This is a genomic window from Streptomyces sp. S4.7, assembly GCF_010384365.1.
Lineage (GTDB): Bacteria > Actinomycetota > Actinomycetes > Streptomycetales > Streptomycetaceae > Streptomyces.
The window spans coordinates 6404605-6427504 of sequence record NZ_CP048397.1 but is presented as its reverse complement, the minus strand read 5'-3'; the positions used below and the strand labels follow the sequence as shown (position 1 = coordinate 6427504).

Here is a 22900-nt window from a genome sequence, read left to right as displayed (position 1 = left end):
CCCCGTCAATACTTTGTCCGAACATTCTTACGAAGAATTGGACCGCCAGGAGCCGTGCGGGAGCCGCGCGGCGGCGCTACGGGCGGACGAGGAGCTGGAACTCGAAGACGTAGCGCGAGGCCCGGTAGATGTGCACGCCGAACTCGACGGCACGGCCCGTGTCGTCGAAGGTGGTGCGCTCCATCGTGAGCAGCGGGGCGCCCGTGGCCTCGTCGAGCAGCCGCGCCTCGCCGGCGTCGGCGGCACGCGCGCCGACCGACTGGCGGGCGCTGTGCAGCGTGATGCCGACCGCGCGCATCATCCGGTAGAGGCCGGTGGATTCGAGCTGGGCGGTCTCGCAGTCGAGGAGCTGGAGCGGGAGGTGGTTGCGCAGCCGGGCCATCGGTTGGTCGTGGGCGTACCGGAGGCGCTCGACGAGGCGTACGTCCGCCCCCTCCGCGACACCGAGGGCGGCGGCGACCTGGGCGGTGGCCGGTTCGACGGTGTTGCGCAGGACGCGGGTGGCGGGGCGCTGGCCGGCCGCCTCCAGGTCGTCGTAGAGGCTGCTGAGCTCCAGGGGGCGTCTGACCTGACTGTGCAGGACCTGGGTGCCGACACCCCTGCGGCGTACCAGCAGGCCCTTGTCGACGAGCGACTGGATGGCCTGGCGGACGGTGGGCCGGGAGAGTCCGAGCCGGCCCGCCAGCTCGATCTCGTTGCCGAGAAGGCTGCCCGGCGCGAGTCCGCCCCGCTCGATGGCGGCCTCCAGCTGCTGCGACAGCTGGAAGTAGAGCGGGACGGGGCTGGTGCGGTCCACACCGAGCTGGAGCGCGGCGGCCCGGTGGGCCTGCCCGCTCGGCTGCTCCCGCTCCGGCTGCTTGGACACGTGGGCGAGCGTAGCCCCGTGAGATGTTGACGGAAAGTCCTGAAGTTCGGTTGTCAGGACAAGTGAAGCGGACAGTCGCAGACCGACACCGTCCGGGCGGAGATCATCGACAGGTCTAGATGTCAGGACAAACGCTTGACATGGCGACGAGGCGAAGGCCACCTTGGGGGCCATGCGCATCGGACTCATCGGCACGGGCCGTATCGGCACCTTCCACGCGGCGGCGCTGAGCCGTCACCGTGAGGTCGGCTCCCTGGTCGTCGCCGACACTGACGCGGCCCGCGCCGCACATGTCGCCGACCGTACGGGATCGACGGCGGCCCCCTCGGTGGACGAGATCTTCTCCTGGGGTGTGGACGCCGTCGTCATCGCCTCGGCCACCTCCGCACACGCCGATCTGATCAGCCGCGCCGCGCGGGCGGGGCTGCCCGCCTTCTGCGAGAAGCCGATCGCGCTGGACCTCAAGGGCACGCTGAGCGCCCTGAAGGAGGTCGACTCCGCGGGCACCGTTGTGCAACTGGGCTTCATGCGCCGCTTCGACGCCGGTTACGGCGCGGCCCGCGATCTCGTACGGTCCGGCGCGCTGGGCAGACTGCACACCGTCCGGGCGATCACCTCCGACCCGGCGCCGCCGGCCGCCGAGTATCTGCCGCTGTCCGGCGGACTCTACCGGGACTGTCTGGTCCACGACTTCGACATCATGCGCTGGGTCACCGGGCGCGAGGTGGTGGAAGTGTACGCGACCGGTTCGGACGCCGGGCCGCCGATGTTCCGCGCGGCCGGGGACATCGACACGGCCGCCGCCGTCCTCACCCTGGACGACGGGACGCTCGCCACCGCCACGGCGACCCGCTGCAACGGCGCGGGGTACGACGTGCGAATGGAACTCGCCGGCGAACTCGACCAGTTCGCGGTCGGTCTCGACGACCGTACGCCGATCACCTCGACCGAGCCGAAGGGCCCGCCGCGCTGCGACAACCCGTGGCCGGGCTTCCTGGAGCGCTTCGCCCCGGCGTACGAGGCGGAGCTGGACGCCTTCATCCGGGTCGTGGGCGGCGAACTGGAGAATCCGTGCGACGGCCACGAGGCGCTGCACGCGCTGCGGATCGCCGAGGCCTGCGAGCTGTCCCGGCTGGAGCACCGGCCCGTACGGCTCGACGAGATCCCGGGCGGCTGAACGGGCCCGCCCTGCGGTCGGGGCGACCGGTCAGGCGGGCTTCGGCACCGGAAGCACCGTGCCCTGCGCCACCGCGCAGAGCGTCTGCGTACCGTCGTCGGCCACCGTGAACAGATCGCAGCGCACCGTCGCCTGCCGCCGGCCCGCGTGGACGACGGACGCGCGGGCGAGCAGCGTGCGGCCGGTGCCGGGGCGCATGTACTGGATGGAGAAGCCCGCCGTCAGTACGGCGGGACCGAGCACCGAGCCGGCAGCGAATGTGATGCTGTTGTCCGCCGCGTACGCCAGCACTCCCCCGTGCAGATAGCCGTTCTGCTGCTTGAGGTCCTCCCGGATGTCCAGCTCCAGCTCCGCCTCGCCGTCACCGAAGACCATGACCCGGGTGCCGAGCAGGCTGCTGAAGGGCTGGCCGGCCAGCACCTTCCGCGCCAGGACGATGTCGAACTCCTGCATGGTCGAACTCCTCCGGAACGTGCCCGCGCGGCTGTCTGCCATCCCTACCACCGAACCGGCAGACCCCGCACCCCGCGGATCAGCATTCCGGGCAGCCAGTCGAGCGGCCCCGTGTCCGGGTCGAGGGTCAGGCCGGGGCAGCGTTCGAGGAGGGTACGGACCGCGATCCGGGCCTCCAGGCGCGCGAGCGGCGCGCCGAGGCAGTGGTGGATGCCGTGTCCGAAGGCGAGGTGTCCGTGGTTGCGGCCCTTGGCGCCGGTCGCCGTGGCCGTCGCCGTACGCCGGATGTCGAAGCGGTCCGGCTCCGGGTAGCGCGCGGGGTCTCGGCCCGCCGCGCCGAGACCGACCAGTACCGCCTCGTACGCGGGGATGACCGTGTCGCCGAAGGTCACGGGCTCGCCGGTGAAGCGGATGGTGCTGTTCAGGACCGGGCCCTCGTAGCGCAGCATCTCCTCGACGGCACCGTCGAGGAGGCCGAAGTCGTCGCGCAGGGCGGCCAGTTGATCGGGGTGGGAGAGCAGGGCGCGGACGCCGTTGGTGATGAGATTGACCGTCGTCTCATGACCGGCGATCAGCAACAGGTAGGCCATGGAGCGCAGTTCGGGGGCGGAGAGCCGGTCGCCGTCCTCGGCGCGGGTGCGCAGCAGCGCGGAGAGCAGATCGCCGGAGGGGCCGGCGCAGCGCTTGTCCTCGATCAACTCGTCGAAGTACGCGCCGAGTTCGTGTACGGCGGTGTACTCACCGCCGGGTTCGGCGGGGGCGACGATCTCCGTCGACCAGGCGCGGAAGACCGCACGGTCGGCGGCGGGCACACCGAGCAGTTCGCAGATGACGGTGATGGGCAGCGGATACGACAGCGACTCGACCAGGTCGCCGCGGCCCGCGGGGAGCATGGCGTCGATCAGCCCGTCGGTGATGTGCTGGATCCGCTCCCGCAGTCCGGCCGCCCGGTGGGCGGTGAACTCGCGGGCGACGAGCTTGCGCAGCCGGGTGTGGTCCGGCGGGTCGACGAGCAGCAGATTCGGTCCGATGACCTGCTCGTCGAGCATGGTGGTGCCCACCGTGGCGGGTGACTTGGCGAACCGGGGATCGGCCAGCGCGGCGCGCGCCTCCCGGTGACCGACGACCAGCCAGAGCCGTTCCCCGTGCGGCGTGCGCACCTCGTGAACCGGGCCCGACTCGCGCAGTTTCGCGAAGTACGGATACGGATCGGCGGTGAAGTCGGGCCCGTACGCGCCCAGATCGACAACGGTCATCACGTCAGATTACGTCGCTCGGGCGTGCGCCACCCACCGCGGTGGCCGGGCCCGCCCTTCAGTCGGCGTCCGTCACCAGATCCGCGTCGTGCACCAACAGGGCGATCTGTACCCGGTTGTTGAGGTCGAGCTTGGCCAGGATGCGCGACACGTGCGCCTTGACGGTGGGGACGCTCATGAACAGCTCCGCCGCGATCTCCGCGTTGGAGCTGCCGCGTCCCACACCGAGCGCCACCTCCCGTTCGCGCTCCGCGAGCCGGGCGAGCCTGCTGCTCGCGGTGTCCTTGCGCACGCCGGTCGGCGCCCCCGCGACGTGGTGCATCAACTGGCGGGTGACGGCCGGGGAGAGCACGGGTTCGCCCGCGGCCACCTGCCGTACCGCGGCGACGATCTCGGCCGGCGCTGTGTCCTTCAGGACGAATCCGGCGGCGCCCGCCCGCATCGCCCGCAGCACCTGTTCGTCGGCGTGGAACGTGGTCAGGACGAGGACTTCGGGCGCCTGGGGCCGGGCCCGCAGCTGTTCGGTGGCGGTGAGGCCGTCCATGACCGGCATCCGGATGTCCATGAGGACGACGTCGGGCGTGCGTTCGCGGACGAGCGCGTCGACCTCGGAGCCGTCGGACGCCTCCCCCACGATCTCGATGTCGTCCGCACCACCCAGCATGAAGGTCAGTCCCGCCCGTACGAGCGGGTCGTCGTCGACGATGAGCAGCCGGATGATCGTGGTGGTCATGGGGACCACGGTAGCCACGCCCGGACGGCGAATCCGCCGTCTCCCGTCGGACCGTGCTCGAAGCGGCCACCGGCCAGGGTGGCGCGCTCGGTCAGTCCGATCAGTCCCTGGCCGGATCCGGGCACGTTCGGGACCGGGCCGACGGGCGCCTCGTTGCGTACCTCGACGGTGAGACCGTCCCCCGGGCCGCCGCTCACCAGGACCGTCGTGCCGGTGCCCGGCGCGTGCTTGCGGGCGTTGGTCAGCCCCTCCTGCGCGATGCGGTAGGCGGTGCGGCCGGTGGTGGACGGTACGGCCGCCGGGTCCTCGACGCCACTGTCGAGGGTGACCTTCATCCCGGCGTCACGGGACTCGGCGACCAGGGCGTCCAGGGTGACGAGGGTGGGCTGGGGGCGCTCGCCCTCGTCGCCGGGCGCGCGCAGCACGCCGATGATCATGCGCAGGTCCTGGAGCGCCTCGTGCGCGCTGTCGCGGATCACACCGGCCGCACGGGCCACCTCGGCAGGGGGCGCGTCGGGTCTGAACTCCAGCGCGCCCGCGTGGACGCTGAGCAGGGTGAGGCGGTGGGCCAGCACGTCGTGCATCTCGCGTGCGATGGCCTCGCGGGCCAGGCGCTGGGCCTGTTCGGCCCGGAGCGCGGCCTCGTTCTCCGCTCGTACGGCGCGCTCGCGCAGCGCCACGACGAGCTGCCGGCGTGCCCGTACGAGCATGCCCGCCGCCGTGAAGAGCAGGACGACCAGCGCTCCGAGGATGATCGCCATCAGCTGCGACATGGTCGGGTCCGGGCGCAGATACGCCTGGCCGACCATGCCCGCCAGGCCCACGGCCCCGGCGATGGCGACGGGCCTGAACGGCCGGTGGACGGCGAGGCTGAAGAGCGCCACCAGGGCGGCGCCGCCCGCCAGCGGCGACACGACCTGCACGACGCTGAGGCCGATGGCCAGTGCGAACGGCCGGCGGCGCCGCGCCCAGAGGGCGCAGCAGGCCGCCAGGCCGACCAGCATGTCGGCCATGAGCAGGCCCTCGCTGTTGCCCGCCTGGTCGGCGGCGTCCAGCGCGACCATGCCGATGAAGACGGCGAAGAGGAAGGCGAGCAGGTCCACGACCCAGTCGCGCACGGTACGCCGCGGCCGGCGCCGTCCGCCCCGCTTCCCGGCGGGCCCGGGGTCGTCGGGTGCCGCCATCGCCGACGGCAGCAGCCAGGGGTATTCCGTACGGGTCATACGGACCAATCTATGCAGGTGGCGGGTGGAACGGCGCCCCGGCGGCGACGACGCCTACCAAAGTCACGGGGTCATCGACCTGGGTCCTGTCCGGCGGATCTTCGGACATCAGCCCGGGCCCGCCGCGGAGCGGCTGGTGTCACGTGGTGGGGTGCGTCGCAAGGCGGAGGAGGGAGGCATGGCGGAGCCACGCCGACCGACGACAACGCGGCGGGCGTGCGTGCAGGGGACCGCGAGCCCGGCAAGATCCGAACGACAGACCCTGGGTCACCTGCCGGAGGGTTTGTCCTCGATGGCCGGACGGGCTCATGTGCCGTCCCCGATCACCGGACGGGCTTGAGACGTCCGCCGGACGGGCTCGATGCGTTCCGCCACGTCCTGGGATCGAGGGCAACCCCTGCCCGTGGTCGTCGTCCGATTCCCGCCGGTGGCACCGGCGCTCCGCCGGTTTGATCGAGGACATCCGCACCCACTCGTCGCCCGCCGTCGCGGGCGACCGACCGAAGGACGCACCACATGTCTGTAACGAGTTCCGCGCCGGCCGGCCGCACCGCGCTGGTCACCGGCGGCAGCCGGGGCATCGGGGCGGCGATCGCCCTGCGGCTCGCCCAGGAGGGCGCCGATGTCGCGATCACCTACGTGTCGAACGAGGACGCCGCCCGGGACGTCGTGCGGAAGATCGAGGCGACCGGACGGCGCGGCCTCGCGCTGCGCGCCGACTCGGCGGACCCCGTCGAGGCGGCGGGCGTGGTCGAGCGAGCCGTGACCGGTCTCGGCGGGCGGCTCGACGTCCTCGTGAACAACGCCGGTATCGGGCTGCTCGGCCCGCTGAACTCCTTCCCGGTGGCCGATGTCGGCCAACTACTGGCCGTGAACGTCCAGGGCGTCTTCCTCACCACCCAGGCCGCCGCCACGAAGCTGGCACGCGGCGGCCGGATCGTCACCATCGGCAGCTGCATGGCCCAGCGGGTGCCCGGCCCCGGCGGGACGCTCTACGCGACGAGCAAGGCCGCCCTCATCGGGCTGACCAAGGCGCTGGCCCGGGAACTGGGTGAGCGGGGGATCACGGCGAACATCGTCCACCCGGGTCCCATCGACACGGACATGAACCCGGCCGACGGCCCGTACGCGGCGGGTCAGAGCGCGATGACGGCGCTCGGCCGGTTCGGGGCCGCCGACGAGGTGGCGTCGATGGTGGCGTTCCTGTCGAGCGACGAGGCGGCGTACGTGACGGGCGCCGAGTTCTCGGTGGACGGCGGGCACGCGGCGTAGGGAGCGACCTGCTCCGCTCGCCGTCAGCCGCCCAACTCCCGGTGGCGCAGGGCCAGTCGGGCCGCCCCCTCGTCGGTGAGCGAACCGAAGAGACGCAGCCGGGAGACGCCGCCGTCGGGGAAGATGTCGATCCGGACCTGACGGGCGGTCACGGGGCTGTCGAGGACGAAGCGGTGGTTGGTGTCGGGCTGGAGACGGGTGCGGGGGACGGCCTCGGTCCAGCCCGCCTCCCGCGCCCCGGCTCCGGGCTCCCCGTCCCGTACGGAGAGCGCCGCCCAGCCCGCCGAGTTGCCCTTCAGATACGCCGTGTCGATCTCGACGGCCCGGATCTCGGCCTGCTCGGCCAGTTCGTATCGGATCCAGTCGTTGCCCTTGTCACGGCGACGGCGCGTCTCCCAGCCGTCGTCCATCTTGTGTGAGCGGCCCGGCTGGATGGTGTTGGTGGCGGGTGAGTAGAAGCGGTCGGACGCGTCCTCGACCCGGCCGCCGTTCTCCAGGGCGAGCAGGTCGAACGTACCGAGCGCGGCCAGCCATCCGGGGTCGGGCGCGACGTCGCCGTACACCCGCAGGCGCGCGATCCCGCCGTCGGGATGCTGGTTGACCCGCAGATGAGTGAAGCGCTTCTCGGCGCCGACGGTGAACCCGTTGGCCGCGTGACCGCCAACGGCCGTACGGGGCACGAGAGTTGTCCACTTGACGTCATCGGCGAGCAGGTCGTCCGGGGACGGGGAGCCGGGTAGGGAAGTCGCCTCGACGGACACGGCCTGCGGGTAGTTGCCCCGGAAGTGGGCGGTGTCGACCACGATTCCGCGTACGACGCCGGGGGCGCCGAGCCGTACGAGAGCCCAGTCGTGGTCGTCGTCGGTGGGGTGCGGCCGGGCGGCGGAGGCGCCGCGCCTGCGGCGGGTCTCCCAGCCGTCCATGATCTTGCCCTTGTGTCCGAAGCGCTCCGGGTCGAACTCGGCGGGGCCCGGCTTCAGCAGGTTCTCGCGCTCGGCGAAGAACTCGTCGTTGGCGGCGATCACCCCGGCGCCGAGCCTGCGGTCGGCGAGGTCGACGAGGTGGGTGAAGGGGAGGTCGGCGAAGCGGTAGTCGCGGTAGGGGTCGCCGCCCGCGTACGGGCTCGCGTCACCGGTGAAGGAGGGCGGGGCGGAGAGGGGCGCCTCGGGTGCGGCGGAGGTGGCTGCGGTCGCGGACAAGGGGTCTGTGGGCACGGTCAGTTGTTCCTTTCGAGCAGTCGGCCGGAGGGCTCGGCGATGGCTCCGTCGGCGACGATCCGCCGGCCGCGCAGCCAGGTGGACCTGACGACGCCGTACAGCGTCCTGCCCGCGTACGCGGTGACGCGGTTGCGGTGCTGGAGCGCGGCCGGGTCGACGGTGAACGAGTCGTCGGGCGCGAGGACGGCGAAGTCGGCGTCACGGCCGGCTTCGATGGCGCCCTTCCTGTCGAGCCCGGCCAGCGCGGCGGGGGCCGCCGACATCCAGCGCGCCACGTCCTCCAGTGAGTGACCGCGTCGGCGGGCCTCTGTCCAGACGGCGGGCAGGCCGAGCTGGAGGGAGGAGATGCCGCCCCACGCGGTGGCGAAGTCCGAGGTCTTGAGGTCGGTGGTGGACGGCGAGTGGTCGGAGACGACGCAGTCGATCGTCCCGTCGGCCAGTCCCCGCCAGAGCGCGTCCTGGTTCGCGGCCTCGCGGATGGGCGGACAGCACTTGAACTCGGTCGCGCCGTCGGGGACTTCCTCGGCGGTGAGGGTGAGGAAGTGCGGGCAGGACTCGACCGTCAGCCGTACGCCCTCCCGCTTGGCGGCGGCGATCAGCGGCAGCGCGTCGGCGGACGACAGATGCAGGACGTGGACGCGGGCGTCCAGTCGGCGGGCGGCCGCGATCAGGCCCTCGATCGCCGCGTTCTCGGCGCCGCGGGGCCGGGAGGCGAGGAAGTCGGCGTACCTGGCCCCCGCGCGCTGCGGTGCGGCGGCCAGCTCACGCGGGTCCTCGGCGTGCACGATGAGCAGCCCGCCGAAGCCGGTGATCTCGCGGAGCGACCGGTCGAGCTGCGCGGCGGCGAGTTCGGGGAACTCCTCCACGCCGGACGGCGACAGGAACGCCTTGAAGCCGAACACCCCCGCGTCGTGGAGGGACTTGAGGTCCTCGACGTTGTCGGGGAGCGCGCCGCCCCAGAAGCCGACGTCGATGTGTGCCTTGCGGCTCGCGACCTCCCGCTTGATCCGCAGATGGGCCGTCGTGGTGGTCGGCGGCAGGGAGTTGAGCGGCATGTCGATCAGCGTGGTGATACCGCCGGACGCCGCTGCGCGCGTCGCGGTCCAGAAGCCCTCCCACTCGGCGCGGCCGGGGTCGTTCACATGCACATGGGTGTCGACGAGGCCGGGGAGGACGACATCGTCGCCGACGTCCACCAGCCGGGCGCCCGGCGGTGGTTCAAAGCCGTGGGCGCGTCCGTGGGGCCCTTCGTACGGGAGCACCGCCGCGATCGTGCCGTCCGCGACGGCGACCGAGGCGGGTCGGGCGCCCTCGGGGGTGACGACGCGCGTCGAGCGCAGCACCAGATCCACGGTGCGGTCCATGCCCGGGTACGGGTCCAGGTCGGTCACCGGACAGCCCTCACTTCCGTCGTCTCCGTCGCCAGGTCCGCGGCAAAAATTCAACGAACTGTTGAAGGAGTCTTCATGCCGGACCGGGGTCCGTCAAGGCCGCTCCGCCCGGCACGGGCACGCTGCACTACACTGAGGCATTTCCACAGAGCGAAAATGTACTTTCACAGGACAGAAGCCAACTCACTCGTCCACCCTAGGGACCGATCACGGCGGGTGACGGGCGACACCCGGACAGACACCCCCTGACCGGCGAAAACGTGGCACGGACCCGCCGGTCCGACCGCCGGGCGCCGCACGGACCGCCCGGTAAACTGCTGACTCGCCCGCCTGTCATCCCTACGCCCCGAAAGGACCGTTGTTGTGCCGACGTCCAGCGCCGCCAGCGCCAGCGCCACCGACGCCGCCAAGCCCGCATCCGCGAGTGGCGGCGTCCAGTCCCTTGAGCGCGCGTTCGATCTGTTGGAGCGGATGGCGGACGCGGGCGGCGAGGTCGGCCTGAGCGAACTCTCGGCCAGCAGCGGTCTGCCACTGCCCACCATCCACCGGCTGATGCGGACGCTCGTCGCCTGCGGTTACGTACGCCAGCAGTCGAACCGCCGTTACGCGCTCGGCCCGCGCCTCATCCGGCTCGGGGAGTCGGCGTCGCGGCTGCTCGGTACGTGGGCTCGCCCCTATCTGGCGCGGCTGGTCGAGGAGACCGGCGAGACGGCGAACATGGCGCTGCTCGACGGCGACGAGGTCGTGTACGTCGCGCAGGTGCCGTCCAAACACTCGATGCGGATGTTCACCGAGGTCGGCCGACGGGTGCTCCCGCACTCCACCGGCGTGGGCAAGGCCCTCCTCGCGGACGCGCCGGCCGACGAGGTGCGGGCGCTGCTCGCGCGTACGGGTATGCCGGCGGCCACGGAGAAGACGCTCACGACGCCCGACGGCTTCCTCGAAGCGCTGGAGCTGGTGCGCGGCGCCGGTTACGCGGTGGACGACAACGAGCAGGAGATGGGGGTCCGCTGCCTGGCGGTTCCCGTTCCCAACTCCCCCACCCCGGCGGCGATTTCGATCTCGGGCCCGGCCGGACGGGTCACGGAGAAGGCCACCGAGCGGATCGTGCCGATACTCCAGGAAGTGGCCCGGGATCTGTCCGAGGCACTGGCCAGCACGGCGGCGGCGCATCAGCACGGGTGAGAGGGGCGCTCGCGGCCAGCTCCACCCCCCGGTACTCGCGCTCCGGGCGCCGTACGTCCCAATCCCCTGGGACGTACGGCGCCCGGGCCGATCGGCTCCGGTACCCGGTACCTGAAAGACCGGGCTGGCGGCGCCCGCCGGGCGACTGACGCCCGGCCCTGGTCCTGCTCAGTGCCCTGACTCTCCGAAGAGGTCGACCGCCCTCCTGACATCCATCAGGGTGGGCGCCAACGCGCTCACCGACCCGATCGAGCCCACGATCAGCAGCAGCGAGCGACGCATCCGCCGAATCTCCGGATCGCCTCCCGCCACCATCGCGGCCAGCGCGGACAGTTCTTCTTCCGCGATGCCCCTGTCCCTGAACTCGCTCGGATACGAGGCGAGTTCCCGTCTGAGCCGGGCCACGGCGAACCGCAGGCCGGTCAGTCCTGGATCTTCCACCTTCTCTGTCACTCGCGTATGCCCCACGCTCCGCAACAAAGTTCTCCCCCTCGCACGCCATGGTGCATGTGCCTTCGGCATGGTGCCCGCCCCTCCGGCGCCTCTCCTCCCACACGCAGGGCGCCGCGAGACGCGGGACAGTAAACGCCACCCGAGCGGCCGTGCGCCACCAGATGGACATTATTCAACTTGTCCAACTGACGTATCGCCAGGTCGGGGTCGCACAACGATCTGGCGGGCCGTCCGATGGACGGCGCGCGGGCGGGGCGCGCGGGCGCGCGAGGGGGCCTGTGAGGTAGGGAGAAGCATGGACGAGAACGATCACGGAGAGTCGCCGGTGGCGGGACTGCTGCTCGCGGCGGGCGGCGGACGCCGGCTGGGGGGCCGGCCGAAGGCGCTGCTGCCGTACCGGGGGCGCCCGCTGGTGGAGCACGCCGTGCGGTCGCTGCGGGAGGGCGGCTGCGAGCGGATCCATGTGGTGCTCGGCGCCGCGGCCGACGAGGTGCGGGCCCGCGCCGTACTGCCGGGCTGTGTGCTGGTCGGCAACCCGGAGTGGGCGAGTGGCATGGGCTCGTCGCTACGGGCGGGGCTGGCCTCGCTGACGGCCGCCTCCGTCCGCTCCGCGGCCCTGGTGATGCTGGTGGACCAGCCGGGAATCGGCCCGGCGGCGGTGGCGCGGGTGCTGGCCGCGTACGGCTCCCCCGGCACGCTCGCCGCGGCCTCCTACGGAGGCGAGCGCGGCCATCCGGTGCTGTTCGGCGCGCGTCACTGGGCCCCGGTCGCGGCGGATGCGACGGGCGATCAGGGGGCACGCGGTTACTTGAGATCGCATGCGCGAAACATCGCCCTTGTCGAGTGCGGGGACGTCGCGGAGGGGTACGACATCGACACGGAGGAGGATCTGTCGCACCTTGAGTGAGTGGAGCCCTGGCACTGAGCGCCGCGGTCTGTCGACTCTGAGATTCTCGACATCAACAAACCATTGAAGTTCCACCATGAGAAAACTACTATCCACAGGTCAGAAGCGCCCGATCCACCGGAAGGCGCCCGCGACCGCGGTCCGGAGCCGCGGCACCCAGTGCCGCCGACGGTGACCCCGCGGTCGTCGGCCCGCTCGTAAGGAGTGACAGCTCATGTCCGCACCAGCGCCGTCCCCGCTGGCCGTCGTCGACGCCGACACCCTGCCCCGGCAGGACGAGGTCCTCAGCCCCGGGGCTCTCGCCTTCGTGGCCGAACTGCACCGGCGGTTCACCCCCCGGCGTGACGAACTCCTGATCCGCAGGCACGAGCGCCGCGCGGAGATCGCCCGTACGTCGACCCTGGACTTCCTGCCGGAGACCGCGGCCGTACGCGAGGACGACTCCTGGCGGGTCGCGCCGTCCCCGCCCGCGCTGAACGACCGCCGGGTGGAGATCACCGGGCCCACCGACCGCAAGATGACGATCAACGCGCTGAACTCCGGCGCGAAGATCTGGCTCGCCGACTTCGAGGACGCCTCCGCTCCCACCTGGGAGAACGTCATCAACGGCCAGCTCAACCTGATGGACGCCTACGCCCGGAAGGTCGACTACACCGACCCGGTGTCCGGCAAGTCGTACGCGCTCAAGGCCGCCGACGAACTCGCGACCGTCGTCACCCGCCCGCGCGGCTGGCACCTGGACGAGCGTCACCTCCAGTTCGAGGGCCGCGCGGTCCCCGGCGCACTGGTCGACTTCGGTCTCTACTTCTTCCACAACGCCCAGCGGCTCATCGAGCTGGGCAAGGGCCCGTACTTCTATCTGCCGAAGACCGAGTCGCACCTCGAAGCGCGGCTGTGGAACGACGTGTTCGTCTTCGCGCAGGAGTACGTGGGCATCGCCCGGGGCACCGTCCGCGCGACCGTGCTGATCGAGACGATCACCGCGGCGTACGAGATGGACGAGATCCTCTACGAACTCCGCGAACACGCCTCCGGGTTGAACGCCGGCCGCTGGGACTACCTGTTCTCGATCGTCAAGAACTTCCGTGACGGCGGCGCCAAGTTCGTACTGCCGGACCGCAACGCGGTGACGATGACGGCCCCGTTCATGCGCGCGTACACCGAACTCCTCGTCCGCACCTGCCACAAGCGCGGCGCGCACGCGATCGGCGGCATGGCGGCCTTCATCCCCTCCCGGCGCGACCCCGAGGTCAACAAGGTGGCCTTCGCGAAGGTCAAGGACGACAAGGACCGGGAGGCGGCGGACGGCTTCGACGGCTCCTGGGTCGCCCACCCCGACCTGGTCCCGATCGCGCTGGCCTCCTTCGACGCCGTCCTCGGCGATCGCCCCAACCAGAAGGACCGCCTCCGCGAGGACGTCTCGGTGACGGCCGCCGAGCTGATCGCGGTCGACTCCCTCGACGCCAGGCCCACCTACCAGGGCCTGATCGGCGCGGTCCAGGTCGGCATCCGCTACATCGAGGCCTGGCTCCGCGGTCTCGGCGCGGTCGCCATCTTCAACCTGATGGAGGACGCGGCGACGGCCGAGATCTCCCGTTCCCAGATCTGGCAGTGGATCAACGCGGGTGTCGTCTTCGAGAACGGCGAGACGGCGACCGCCGACCTGGCCCGCAAGATCGCGTCAGAGGAACTGGCCGCGATCCGCCGGGAGATCGGCGAGGAGGCGTTCACGAGCGGCAAGTGGCAGCAGGCCCACGACCTGCTGCTGACGGTGGCGCTGGACGAGACCTACGAGGAGTTCCTGACCCTCCCCGCCTACGAACAACTGCGGGGCTGAACAGGCGAGTTCACCTCGGCGCGCACCACTCCCGCACCCCCCGGCACCGCTCCACGGCGCCGGGGGGTGCGGCGTGTTCCCGGCGGGTGGTCCGAGGGGCTTCAGGAGTGAAAGTTATTGACACTTCGGTGCGTCGGCGCAGCTCATGCGTGGCGTCACTGGACTACACCACGGGCCCTTCCCGTACCCCCTTTACGCGCGTAGTTGACGCGTGCGTTACTCATGACATGTCCATGGCATTCCGGAGAGACGGAAGCCGGGCACCCACACCCCCACCACGTCCCGGAGGCAGCCATGTCCGTGCACAGCTCTGCGTACCGACGACTCATCAGATCCAGGGGCGTCCTCGTCCCAGGCGTTCTCGGCACCGTCGCGGCGCTTCTCATGACCGGCGCCGGACCGGCGTCCGCCGCACCTCCCGGCCCCGAGGAGACCGTGCGGCCGGGCCAGGCGTGGATGGGCGCGGGAACCCGTCTCGAACAGGGCCCGACGCCCAACCCGGCCCCGCTGGACACCAGCGGTGTGCAGGGTATCGACGTGTCCCACTGGCAGGGCGCGATCAACTGGGGCTCGGTGAAGGCCGCGGGCATCGACTTCGCCTACATGAAGGCGACCGAGGGCACGAACTTCAAGGACTCCCGCTTCAGCGCGAACTACACGGGCTCCTACAACGCGGGCCTGATCCGCGGGGCGTACCACTTCGCCCGCCCCAACTCCTCCAACGGGGCCACCCAGGCCAACTACTTCGCGAGCAACGGCGGCGCCTGGTCCAAGGACGGCAAGACGCTGCCGGGCGTGCTCGACATCGAGCACAACCCGTCCGGCGCCTCCTGCTACGGCCTGTCCACCACCCAGATGCGTACCTGGGTGAACGACTTCTACAACACCTACAAGGCCCGCACGGGCCGCGACGTCGTCATCTACACGACGGCCAGCTGGTGGAACAGCTGCACCGGCAACTGGACCGGTATGGCCGCCAAGTCGCCCCTGTGGGTGGCCCATTGGGGCACGACCAGCCCCAACATCCCGGCCGGCTTCCCCACCTGGACGATGTGGCAGTACACGGCCACCGGCCGGGTCAGCGGTGTCTCGGGTGATGTGGACCGCAACAAGTTCAACGGCTCCATGGAACGGCTCGTGGCCCTCGCCAACAACACATAGCCGGGCCACCTCCGCACGATGCCGCCCGGTGCCCGGAAGCCCCCACGGCTCGACTTCCCGGCACCGGGTGGCGCCGCCCCCGAACACCCGGTGACACCGCGGACCAGGAGGCACCACCATGAGCTCTCGCAAGCCCGGCCGACGTCACATCCTGCTCGCCGGCTCCGGCGGACTGCTCGCAGCCGCGCTGCCCGCCACCGCGCGGGCCGCCACCCGCGCCGTGCGTGGCGTCGAACCGGACATCGACACCACCGCGCAGTGGAACGCCCGGCCGCCCCGAAGCCCCGTGAGCGTGCTGAACAAGCGTCCGGCCAGGATCGTCGTCCATCACACCGTGAGCGCGAACACGGCCGTCTTCTCCAGGGCGCAGGCCCACGCGCACGCCCACTGGGTCCAGGACCTGCACATGGACGACAACGGGTGGCTGGACAGCGGCTACCACTTCGTCGTCAGCCGGGGCGGCTGGATCACCGAGGGGCGGCACCGCAGCCTCAGCACTCTGCGCGACGGCAGCGGCTTCGTACTCGCCTCGCACACGTCGGGGCAGAACGAGCAGTCCATCGGGATCGCCAACGAGGGCGCGTACCACGACGGCGCGCAGCCGCCGGCGGCGCAGTGGGACGTCCTCGTCACGCTCTGCGCGTACGTGTGCGGGCAGTACGGCATCGCTCCGAGCCGGATCTACGGGCACAAGGACTACGGCACGACGCTCTGCCCGGGCGTCATCCACGACAAGCTGCCGCAACTGCGCAGCGAGGTCGCGGCGAGCATGGGCTGACGGCCGGCCGCCGGGCCGACGAGCGGCCGACCGCCGGGAAGACCGTTGCGAGAGCGCTCTCAGGCACGCCAGACTCGGGGCATGGCCTTCATACGCTCCTACCGTCCCGGCGACCGTGACGCCGTGTACGACATCTGTGTGCGGACCGCCGACGCCGGCGGGGACTCACGGCACCTGTATCCCGACAGCGAACTGGTGCCCAGCGTCTTCGCGGGCCCCTACGTCGAGTTGGAGCCCGACCTGGCGTTCGTGCTCGACGACGGGGAGGGGCGGCCCGTCGGATACGTCCTCGGGGTCGCGGACACCGGGCGGTTCGTGACGGCGTTCCGCGAGAAGTGGCTGCCGGCCGTCGGCGGCAGGTACCCCGCGCCGGAAGGGGACGGGGAGCGGACACCGAGCGAGGTCATGGCCGGTCTGCTGCACGCCCCGGAGCGGATGGTGCTGGCCGAACTCACGGCGTATCCCGCGCATCTGCACATCGATCTGCTGCCGGGGTGGCAGGGGCGGGGACACGGCCGGTCGCTGATCCACACGCTCTTCGACGCGCTGCGCGCCAAGGGCGTGGGAGCCGTGCATCTGTCGATGCTGACCGCGAACACCGGAGCACGGGCCTTCTACGACCGTGTCGGCTTCCACGAGATCGCCGTGCCGGGCGCGGAGGACGACGTCACATATCTGGGGCGCGGCACGAGACGCTGACCCCGCGGCTTCACGCGCTCCCGCCACGTCTTCTCCCTCTAGCTCTGGGCCGGGTCCGGAAAGTCCCGCCCGGCTCGCGACGCCTGGCACGACGCCTCTCCCCCGTAGCCCCCGAGGGAGCCCGGGAGGTGCCCCCTCGCGTTGTCGGAGTCGTCCGAGTACGGCCGGTCCATCCACCACACCGGTCCTCCGCCTTGCGATGCACCTCACCGGCCGCCGCGGGCCCCGCCCCGCGGGCGGACGGCGCTGCATTCCGGACACGCCCCGGCCTGTCACCGCGACCGGGTTCGTGGCGCTCTCGCGAGCGGCGTGGCCGCGAGCCGTCGGCGCCGGGCGCCAGGCGCCGGGACACGGCCGCCGAACAACCGCCGCGCGGATCACTCCCGCAGGCCCCCGTCACCAGGCATGGGCCACCGGCACTCCGGGCTCGTGCTGCCGCCATTGCTCGTTGAGGCGCGCGAGCCGGTCCGCTGCGGCGATGCCGCAGAGGGACGCGACCTTTCCGTCGCTGACTTCGACCGCCACGGCTCCCATGACCCGGCCGTCGACCACGGCGAGGACGGCCGTGGCACCGTTGACCCGCGCGATATGGAACGCGGGCGAGCCGCCGGCCAGCCGCCGCTTCGCCGGTGTGGGCTTGAAGCCGGCCCGCACGAAGGAGGCGACCCGCTCACGCGTCTTGCGCCTGAGCAGATGCTTGGCCAGTCCGGCGCCGTCCGAGACCACCGTCACGTCGTCGGTGAGGAGCGCCACCAGCCGTTCCGTGCGTCCCGACGCGGCGGCGGCGAGGAACTCCTCGACGACCCTGCGCGCGGACGCGGGGTCGGCCTCCCCGCCGCCGTGGCGCTCGGCGGCGACCCGGATCCGGGCCCGGTGGACATGCTGCTGGCTCGCCGACTCGGTGATGTCGAGGATCCCGGCGATCTCGGAGTGGCTGTACGAGAAGGCCTCCCGCAGTACATAGACGGCCCGTTCGACCGGCGAGAGGCGCTCCAAGAGGGTCAGCACGGCCAAGGACACCGATTCGCGCTGCTCGAAGGTGTCGGCCGGGCCGAGCATCGGATCGCCCTCAAGGAGCGGCTCGGGCAGCCAGGCACCGGCCGCCCGCTCGTGGCGCGCACGCGCCGAACGGAGGCGGTCGAGGCAGATATTGGTGACGACCTTGGTCAGCCACGCTTCCGGCACCTGGACCCGTTCGCGGTCCGCGGCCTGCCAGCGGATGAACGTGTCCTGAACGGCGTCCTCGGCGTCGGCGGCCGAGCCGAGCAGACGGTACGCCAGCGAGGCCAGCCGGCCCCGGCTGGCCTCGAACCGGTCGATGGCCGCGCTGTCCATGCAAAACAGCCTACGAGGCAACTCTCACACCGGCCTGGTCAGATGTGGTGACCAGGCGGCGCCTGCGCTTCGGCATGCCGAAGGTCGGGTGGGCGATGCTCCACCCGGCCCCCTTGAGCACGCCCGACTTGAGCCGCGCGGCGGTCCGGCCGCCCAGGTACCAGGACTTGGACCGGACGTCGCCGTCCACCATCTGGAAGATCGCGTCCCGCCGCCCGAGGCTGATGTGGTTGCCGTGGTACTTCAGCCCGGTGGCCGGGACCTCGCTGCCCGTCAGGCGCGCGATGATCGCGGCGGTCGCCTGCATATTGGTGAAGCCGGCCGACGCGCACGACATCGGCAGCGGCCGGCCGTTCTCGCCGATCGCGTAGGCGCTGTCACCGGCGGCGTAGACGTCCGGGTGCGAGACCGAGCGCATGGTGCGGTCGACGATGATCTGGCCGGTCTCGGCGACGTCCAGGCCGCCGGCGGCCGCGATGGAGTGCACGGCGAACCCCGCCGACCACACGGTCACGTCGGCCGGGACGGACTTACCGTCGGCGGTGATCGCCCGTGTCGGCTCCACGGCTTCGATGCGGGTTCGCTCGTGGACGGTGATGCCGAGCCGGTCGAAGGCCCGGCGCAGGTGACGGCGGGCCTTCGGGGAGAGCCAGGCGCCCAACTCGCCGCGTGCGGCGAGAGCGACCGAGAGGTCGGGCCGGGACTCGGCGAACTCGGTGGCGGTCTCGATGCCGGTCAGCCCCTCACCGACGACCAGCACCGTGCCGCCCTCGCCAAGGGTGGCCAGGCGCTCCCTCAGACGCAGCGCCGAGGACCGGCCGGTCACATCGAAGGCGTTCTCGGCGACGCCCGGGACACCGTGGTGGGCGACGGAGCTGCCGAGCGCGTAGAGAAGCGTGTCGTACACGAGCTCGCCGACGCCGTCCTCTCCCGTCACGGTGACGGTCCTGCGCTCGGGGTCGACGCCGCTGACGCGCGCCAGGCGCAGCCGCACCCCGGTGCCCGCGAACACGTCGGCGAGCTTGCGGAACGCGAGGTCCTGGCCGATCGCGAGCTGATGGAGCCGCATCCGCTCGACGAAGTCGGGCACGGCGTTGACGACGGTGATCTCGGTGTCGGCGGAGGAGAGGCGGCGGGCCAGGTTTCCTGCGGCGAAGGCCCCGGCGTATCCGGCGCCGAGCACGACGATGCGGTGCTTCATGGCTTTGCTCCTGTCTCGTTCGCGTGCCCCTTGAACGAGACGGTGCCCGGATTGCTGACAGCCCGCGGGTGTGACACGGGTCACCGTGTGCGGAGCCGGATACGGTGTCCATGAGCGACCGGTCGGCCGGTGAGGTGGGGTCGACGAGCGCCCGCCGATGAGTTCCGGTGGTCGAGGGGGTCTACCCCGTATGGACACCAATACCGATACGCCACGCCCCGACCACGGCCCCGTCTCCCGCAGCGTGGCCGGACTGATCGACGGCATCGAGGAGAAGCACCTCGCGGGGCCGACGCCGTGCCCGGACTACACCGTGCGGGAGCTGCTCGCGCATCTGGTCGGGCTGACCGTCGCCTTCCGCGACGCGGGAAAGAAGACGCTGGGGCCGACGACCGACACCCCGCCCACCGACGGGCTGCCCCCGTTGGAGGACGGCTGGCGGACCGCGCTCCCCGGTCAGCTCGACGAACTCGCCGAGGCCTGGCGTTCGTCCGACGCGTGGCAGGGCTTCACCCGGGCCGGCGGGGTGGATCTGCCGGCCGAGGTGGCGGGCCTCGTGGCGCTGAACGAGCTGGTGGTGCACGGCTGGGACCTGGCGCGCAGCACGGGGCAGGCCTACGAGGTCGACGCGGCGAGCCTGGAGGCGGTGTTCCCCTTCCTCGAACCGGCGGCGGCGAGCGCGGAGTCGGGCGAGGGACCGGAGGGCCTGTTCGGCCGCCCGGTCCCCGTACCGGCCGACGCGCCGCTGCTCGACCGGGTGATCGGCTTGAGCGGCCGCCGCCCGGACTGGCGGCCCGGGGAGTAGGAAGCGGCCGTGCGTCACGTCGGGGCGCGCCACCGCGAGGCGGCGGGTCCCTGCCCCGCAGGGTGCGAAGGGCGGCCCTCGTCAGGCCGGACGGGTCGGGCCGCTCCGCGGATCCGTGCGCAGCAGCGCCCTCGCCTCCTCCCGGAAGCGGGCGTCCGCCGTCGCCGGGGCGTGCGGGAAGCCGGGTATGAAGACGTGCGCGTCCCGCTCCGCCAGCCCGGTCAGCCGACGGTGCTGATCATCCGTCAAGTTACTTGTGCCGAACGCCCGTAGGACGTCCAGGGCGGTGAGCGGGTCCGCGTCGGCCTCCGCCGATGCCAGGGCCGCGTCCGCCAGTCGTACGCGGTCCTGGCCGGCCGGGTCGACGGCCAGGAGGGCCAGCGCGGCTGCCGCGGCGTGGTCGCGATGGGCGAGTTTGCGCTCCAGGAGCGGGGCGAGCGGCCGGCCCGGCTCGCCGAGCGCGGCGGCGGCGCGCGCCGCGCGTACGTTCTGCCAGCGGTGCCAGTCTCCGTCGGCCTCCTCCAGCACACCGGCGATGATCGGCACGGCCTCGTCGGCGCTTCCCGTGAGCCGCCACAGCGCGCGGGCGATCTCCGTGTCGCTGTCGAGGTCGGGGTTGGTGCGCCCCGCTCCCGAGGAGTCGGACGCCTGGTCGGTCGTCGCGCGGGCGGTCTCGCTCAGCGCGGCGCGCAGGTGCGGCAGCAGCGAGGCCGCTGTCGGCGAACCACCCAGCTCTCCCGCGAGTTTCGCCGCCTCGGTCATGTCCCGGCCGCCGGAGGCCAGCGCCTCGACGACGGCCGACATGACCGCCCCGGTGTCTCCCGCGTCGCCCGCCTCGTCCGTACCGCCCGAGAGCCGGTGCAGCGCCCAGCCGACGTCGACCGGGTTCTGCCCGGTGAGGTCCGCGTCGCGCAGCGCCGCGACCGCGCGGGCCCGTTCCTCCGGTGGGCAGACGGCGGGCAGGGTGCGCAGAACGACAAAGGGATACCGGTCCAGCGCGGCGAGCAGATCGGGCACGGCCGCCGCCGCGCGGTGCCCCCAGCCGGCCAGGAGCAGGCCGAGGTGGATCGACCCGTTCCAGTCGATGTCGTCCTCCGCGAGCCGGGCCCGTACGGCGTCCAGCAGTTCCGGTGTGTACGGGAACGGGTCGGGGTCCCCCGCGCGGGCGTCCCCGGTCCTCGACCAGGGGCTCAGTTTCGCCGCGGCGTCGAGTGCCCTGGGCCGCCGGGCCAGGTCCGAGGCCAGCAGCGGGGCGGCCTGCTCCGGGGCGGTCACGACCAGCGCGGCCAACGCGCGGTCGGCCGACTCGCCGCCTTCGGTGGCGATGGCCGCGAGCGCGGGGCCGGCGCCGGCCGCCCGGCGACCGAGCTGGTGGACGACCGAGAGGGCGGCGCTCGCCGACGACGGATCGTCGAGCAGCGCGGTCAACGGCCCGGCGAGGCGCGTCGTCGCGGCGCGGGAGGCCTCGCAGGCGTGCTCGGCCGCCGAGAGGGCCTCGTCGCGCGCGTCGGCGTCCGTGTGCCGCAGCCCGGCCTCGATCAGGGTGAACGCGGCCTCCCGCGCTTCGTCCGTGTCCCGCTCCAGCAGTCCCTCGACCACGTACCGGAACGGCTCGGTCTGCTCCTGGTCGAACCGGTCCGCGACCAGCGGGCCGGCCGGCAGCAGGGAGATGAACGCGTCGTGACGGACCGGGGTCCACGACAGGTCCGCGTCCACACAGGCCAGCAGCGCGGCCAGCCGTACCGGCGCGGCCTCCGCCCCGTGTCCGGCTTCGCCCGCACCGCCGCCCGCGCCTGCGCCCCCGGCCGTCTCACCCAGCACGGTCTTCTCGAACTCTTCCGCGGCCGCCGGTTCGAGCCACGCCGTCCCCGCGAGCACCTCCGCCCGTACCAGCGGGTCCAACTCGCTCTCCCAGCAACGCCGCAGCGCCGGAAGCACCTGCTCGGCCGCGCCCGTCCTGGCCGCCGCCCATACCGCCGCCTGCCGGACGTCGGTGTCGCTCGCCTCGATCAGCGGCAGTATCAGGGGAAGTTGGGCGGTCACGGCCACCCGGCACACACCTGGCGTGTCACTCCGCTCGTCCTCGCTCTCCGCGATGCAGCCGAGCAGCAGAAGCATGTCGGCCGGTCTGATCCCCGCCGCCGCCAGCCGGGCGGGATACGGCACGGCGTACGCCGTCGCCTCGTACACCGACCCCTGGTGGACGATGTTTCCGTAGAGCTCGTACAGCGCCTCTTCCGCCTCCTCGGCGTCGTCGCTCGCCAACGCCCGCAGTTGGCCCGGGACATCGTCGGCGCTTCCGTAGGCGTGCTCCCACTCCGCCCATGGCTGCGTGTCGAGGTCAGCGAAAATCTGTGCGAGATCCATGACGGGAATCCTGGCACGAGCCTCTGACAACGCACTCCCCGCGGTCCCCATGATTCAGTCGGGAACCCCCTGCTCAAGCGGCAGGTGTACGGGGACAGTTACCGCGCCGACGGGCGGCTGAGACGGCGCGCGGCCCAGCCCACCGGCTATCCGATCAGCGTCGCCTTCGGCCGCACCACGCAGAACTCGTTCCCCTCCGGGTCCGCGAGCACCGTCCACGACTCCTCGCCGCTCTGGCCGACGTCGACCCGGCGCGCGCCGAGCGCGATCAGCCGGTCGATCTCGGCCTCGCGGTCCTCCGCGCTCGTCGTCAGATCGAGATGGAGGCGGTTCTTGACGGTCTTGCGCTCCGTCGCGGGCACCGGCATGAAGCACATGCCGACCGGGGCGGACTCGTCGGGACCGATGACCACCTCCCGTTCGCGCTCGGAGAGCACGCGCCAGCGCAGCGCCGCCGCCCAGAAGCGGGCGAGGCCGGGCAGATCGTGCGTGTCGACGACGATGTGATGCAGGGTCACGGGCATCCGGGCATTATGCGCCCGGCCCGTTCCCCGCGCATCATCGATTTCTTTGACAGGTCATGGG

The 22900-nt window shown here is 72.0% G+C and carries 21 protein-coding genes; 9 read left to right on the top strand and 12 right to left on the bottom strand.

The features are described 5' to 3' along the window. Window positions 1-76: 76 nt before the first annotated feature. On the bottom strand, window positions 77-796 hold the full coding sequence (locus tag SSPS47_RS28670) for a GntR family transcriptional regulator (RefSeq protein WP_164255118.1): 720 nt from the start codon (window positions 794-796) through the stop codon (window positions 77-79). A gap of 241 nt (window positions 797-1037) precedes the next feature. Here SSPS47_RS28670 and SSPS47_RS28665 point away from each other — a divergent pair, with 241 nt between their 5' ends. Then, window positions 1038-2042 (top strand): Gfo/Idh/MocA family oxidoreductase, encoded by a 1005-nt coding sequence (locus SSPS47_RS28665; RefSeq protein WP_164253475.1) that lies wholly within the window; start codon window positions 1038-1040, stop codon window positions 2040-2042. 30 nt (window positions 2043-2072) lie between these two features. On the opposite strand, the gene SSPS47_RS28660 is transcribed toward SSPS47_RS28665, so the two are convergent. Genes SSPS47_RS28660 through SSPS47_RS28645 form a run of 4 tightly spaced genes read right to left on the bottom strand, consistent with a single transcriptional unit; the run spans window position 2073 to window position 5707 of the window. After that, window positions 2073-2495 carry a PaaI family thioesterase gene (locus tag SSPS47_RS28660; protein WP_147874960.1) on the bottom strand — a complete coding sequence of 141 codons (423 nt, stop codon included), beginning with the start codon at window positions 2493-2495 and terminating at the stop codon, window positions 2073-2075. A gap of 44 nt (window positions 2496-2539) precedes the next feature. After that, complete coding sequence (locus tag SSPS47_RS28655; RefSeq protein WP_164253474.1) at window positions 2540-3751, bottom strand: cytochrome P450; 1212 nt, start codon at window positions 3749-3751, stop codon at window positions 2540-2542. Window positions 3752-3809: 58 nt separating this feature from the next. Continuing rightward, entirely contained in the window at window positions 3810-4484 is a 675-nt protein-coding gene (locus tag SSPS47_RS28650) for a response regulator transcription factor (RefSeq protein WP_164253473.1), read from the bottom strand. Beyond that, window positions 4481-5707, bottom strand: coding sequence for a histidine kinase (locus SSPS47_RS28645; RefSeq protein ID WP_164253472.1), 1227 nt, complete (start codon window positions 5705-5707; stop codon window positions 4481-4483). The genes SSPS47_RS28650 and SSPS47_RS28645 overlap by 4 nt, the downstream gene beginning before the upstream one ends. A gap of 516 nt (window positions 5708-6223) precedes the next feature. Here SSPS47_RS28645 and SSPS47_RS28640 point away from each other — a divergent pair. Then, window positions 6224-6979, top strand: a complete 756-nt coding sequence (locus SSPS47_RS28640) for an SDR family oxidoreductase (RefSeq protein ID WP_147874974.1) — start codon at window positions 6224-6226, stop codon at window positions 6977-6979. Window positions 6980-7002: 23 nt separating this feature from the next. Here SSPS47_RS28640 and alc read toward each other — a convergent pair whose 3' ends face one another. Continuing rightward, complete coding sequence (gene alc / locus SSPS47_RS28635; RefSeq protein WP_164255116.1) at window positions 7003-8178, bottom strand: allantoicase; 1176 nt, start codon at window positions 8176-8178, stop codon at window positions 7003-7005. A 17-nt stretch (window positions 8179-8195) separates the two neighbouring features. After that, complete coding sequence (gene allB / locus SSPS47_RS28630; protein WP_164255114.1) at window positions 8196-9560, bottom strand: allantoinase AllB; 1365 nt, start codon at window positions 9558-9560, stop codon at window positions 8196-8198. A gap of 390 nt (window positions 9561-9950) precedes the next feature. Here allB and SSPS47_RS28625 point away from each other — a divergent pair, with 390 nt between their 5' ends. Next, the gene (locus SSPS47_RS28625) at window positions 9951-10772 is read left to right on the top strand and encodes an IclR family transcriptional regulator (RefSeq protein ID WP_164253471.1); all 822 of its coding nucleotides are present in this window, start codon (window positions 9951-9953) and stop codon (window positions 10770-10772) included. A 168-nt stretch (window positions 10773-10940) separates the two neighbouring features. Here the strand turns inward: SSPS47_RS28625 and SSPS47_RS28620 are convergent, their stop codons facing one another. Beyond that, window positions 10941-11252 (bottom strand): DUF5955 family protein, encoded by a 312-nt coding sequence (locus SSPS47_RS28620; RefSeq protein WP_164253470.1) that lies wholly within the window; start codon window positions 11250-11252, stop codon window positions 10941-10943. 268 nt (window positions 11253-11520) lie between these two features. Between SSPS47_RS28620 and SSPS47_RS28615 the strand changes: the two genes are divergently transcribed. The 5 genes from SSPS47_RS28615 (at window position 11521) to SSPS47_RS28595 (ending at window position 16607) form a co-directional block, all read left to right on the top strand. Then, entirely contained in the window at window positions 11521-12132 is a 612-nt protein-coding gene (locus SSPS47_RS28615) for a nucleotidyltransferase family protein (RefSeq protein ID WP_164253469.1), read from the top strand. Between the two features lie 214 nt (window positions 12133-12346). Continuing rightward, complete coding sequence (aceB, locus tag SSPS47_RS28610) at window positions 12347-13969, top strand: malate synthase A (protein ID WP_164253468.1); 1623 nt, start codon at window positions 12347-12349, stop codon at window positions 13967-13969. A gap of 294 nt (window positions 13970-14263) precedes the next feature. Continuing rightward, on the top strand, window positions 14264-15130 hold the full coding sequence (locus SSPS47_RS28605) for a lysozyme (RefSeq protein WP_164253467.1): 867 nt from the start codon (window positions 14264-14266) through the stop codon (window positions 15128-15130). 118 nt (window positions 15131-15248) lie between these two features. Continuing rightward, a complete protein-coding gene (locus SSPS47_RS28600) occupies window positions 15249-15908 on the top strand; it encodes a peptidoglycan recognition family protein (RefSeq protein ID WP_164253466.1) in 660 nt (219 codons plus the stop codon). Between the two features lie 81 nt (window positions 15909-15989). Further along, window positions 15990-16607 carry a GNAT family N-acetyltransferase gene (locus SSPS47_RS28595; protein WP_164253465.1) on the top strand — a complete coding sequence of 206 codons (618 nt, stop codon included), beginning with the start codon at window positions 15990-15992 and terminating at the stop codon, window positions 16605-16607. 396 nt (window positions 16608-17003) lie between these two features. Here SSPS47_RS28595 and SSPS47_RS28590 read toward each other — a convergent pair whose 3' ends face one another. Then, entirely contained in the window at window positions 17004-17942 is a 939-nt protein-coding gene (locus SSPS47_RS28590; protein ID WP_164253464.1) for a sigma-70 family RNA polymerase sigma factor, read from the bottom strand. A gap of 10 nt (window positions 17943-17952) precedes the next feature. Continuing rightward, the gene (locus SSPS47_RS28585; protein ID WP_164253463.1) at window positions 17953-19143 is read right to left on the bottom strand and encodes an FAD-dependent oxidoreductase; all 1191 of its coding nucleotides are present in this window, start codon (window positions 19141-19143) and stop codon (window positions 17953-17955) included. A 190-nt stretch (window positions 19144-19333) separates the two neighbouring features. On the opposite strand from SSPS47_RS28585, the gene SSPS47_RS28580 reads away from it, so the two are divergent. After that, complete coding sequence (locus SSPS47_RS28580; RefSeq protein WP_164253462.1) at window positions 19334-19948, top strand: TIGR03086 family metal-binding protein; 615 nt, start codon at window positions 19334-19336, stop codon at window positions 19946-19948. An 81-nt stretch (window positions 19949-20029) separates the two neighbouring features. Here the strand turns inward: SSPS47_RS28580 and SSPS47_RS28575 are convergent, their stop codons facing one another. Next, window positions 20030-22315, bottom strand: coding sequence for a HEAT repeat domain-containing protein (locus SSPS47_RS28575; protein WP_164253461.1), 2286 nt, complete (start codon window positions 22313-22315; stop codon window positions 20030-20032). 146 nt (window positions 22316-22461) lie between these two features. Then, window positions 22462-22839 (bottom strand): VOC family protein, encoded by a 378-nt coding sequence (locus tag SSPS47_RS28570; protein ID WP_164253460.1) that lies wholly within the window; start codon window positions 22837-22839, stop codon window positions 22462-22464. Window positions 22840-22900 lie beyond the last annotated feature (61 nt).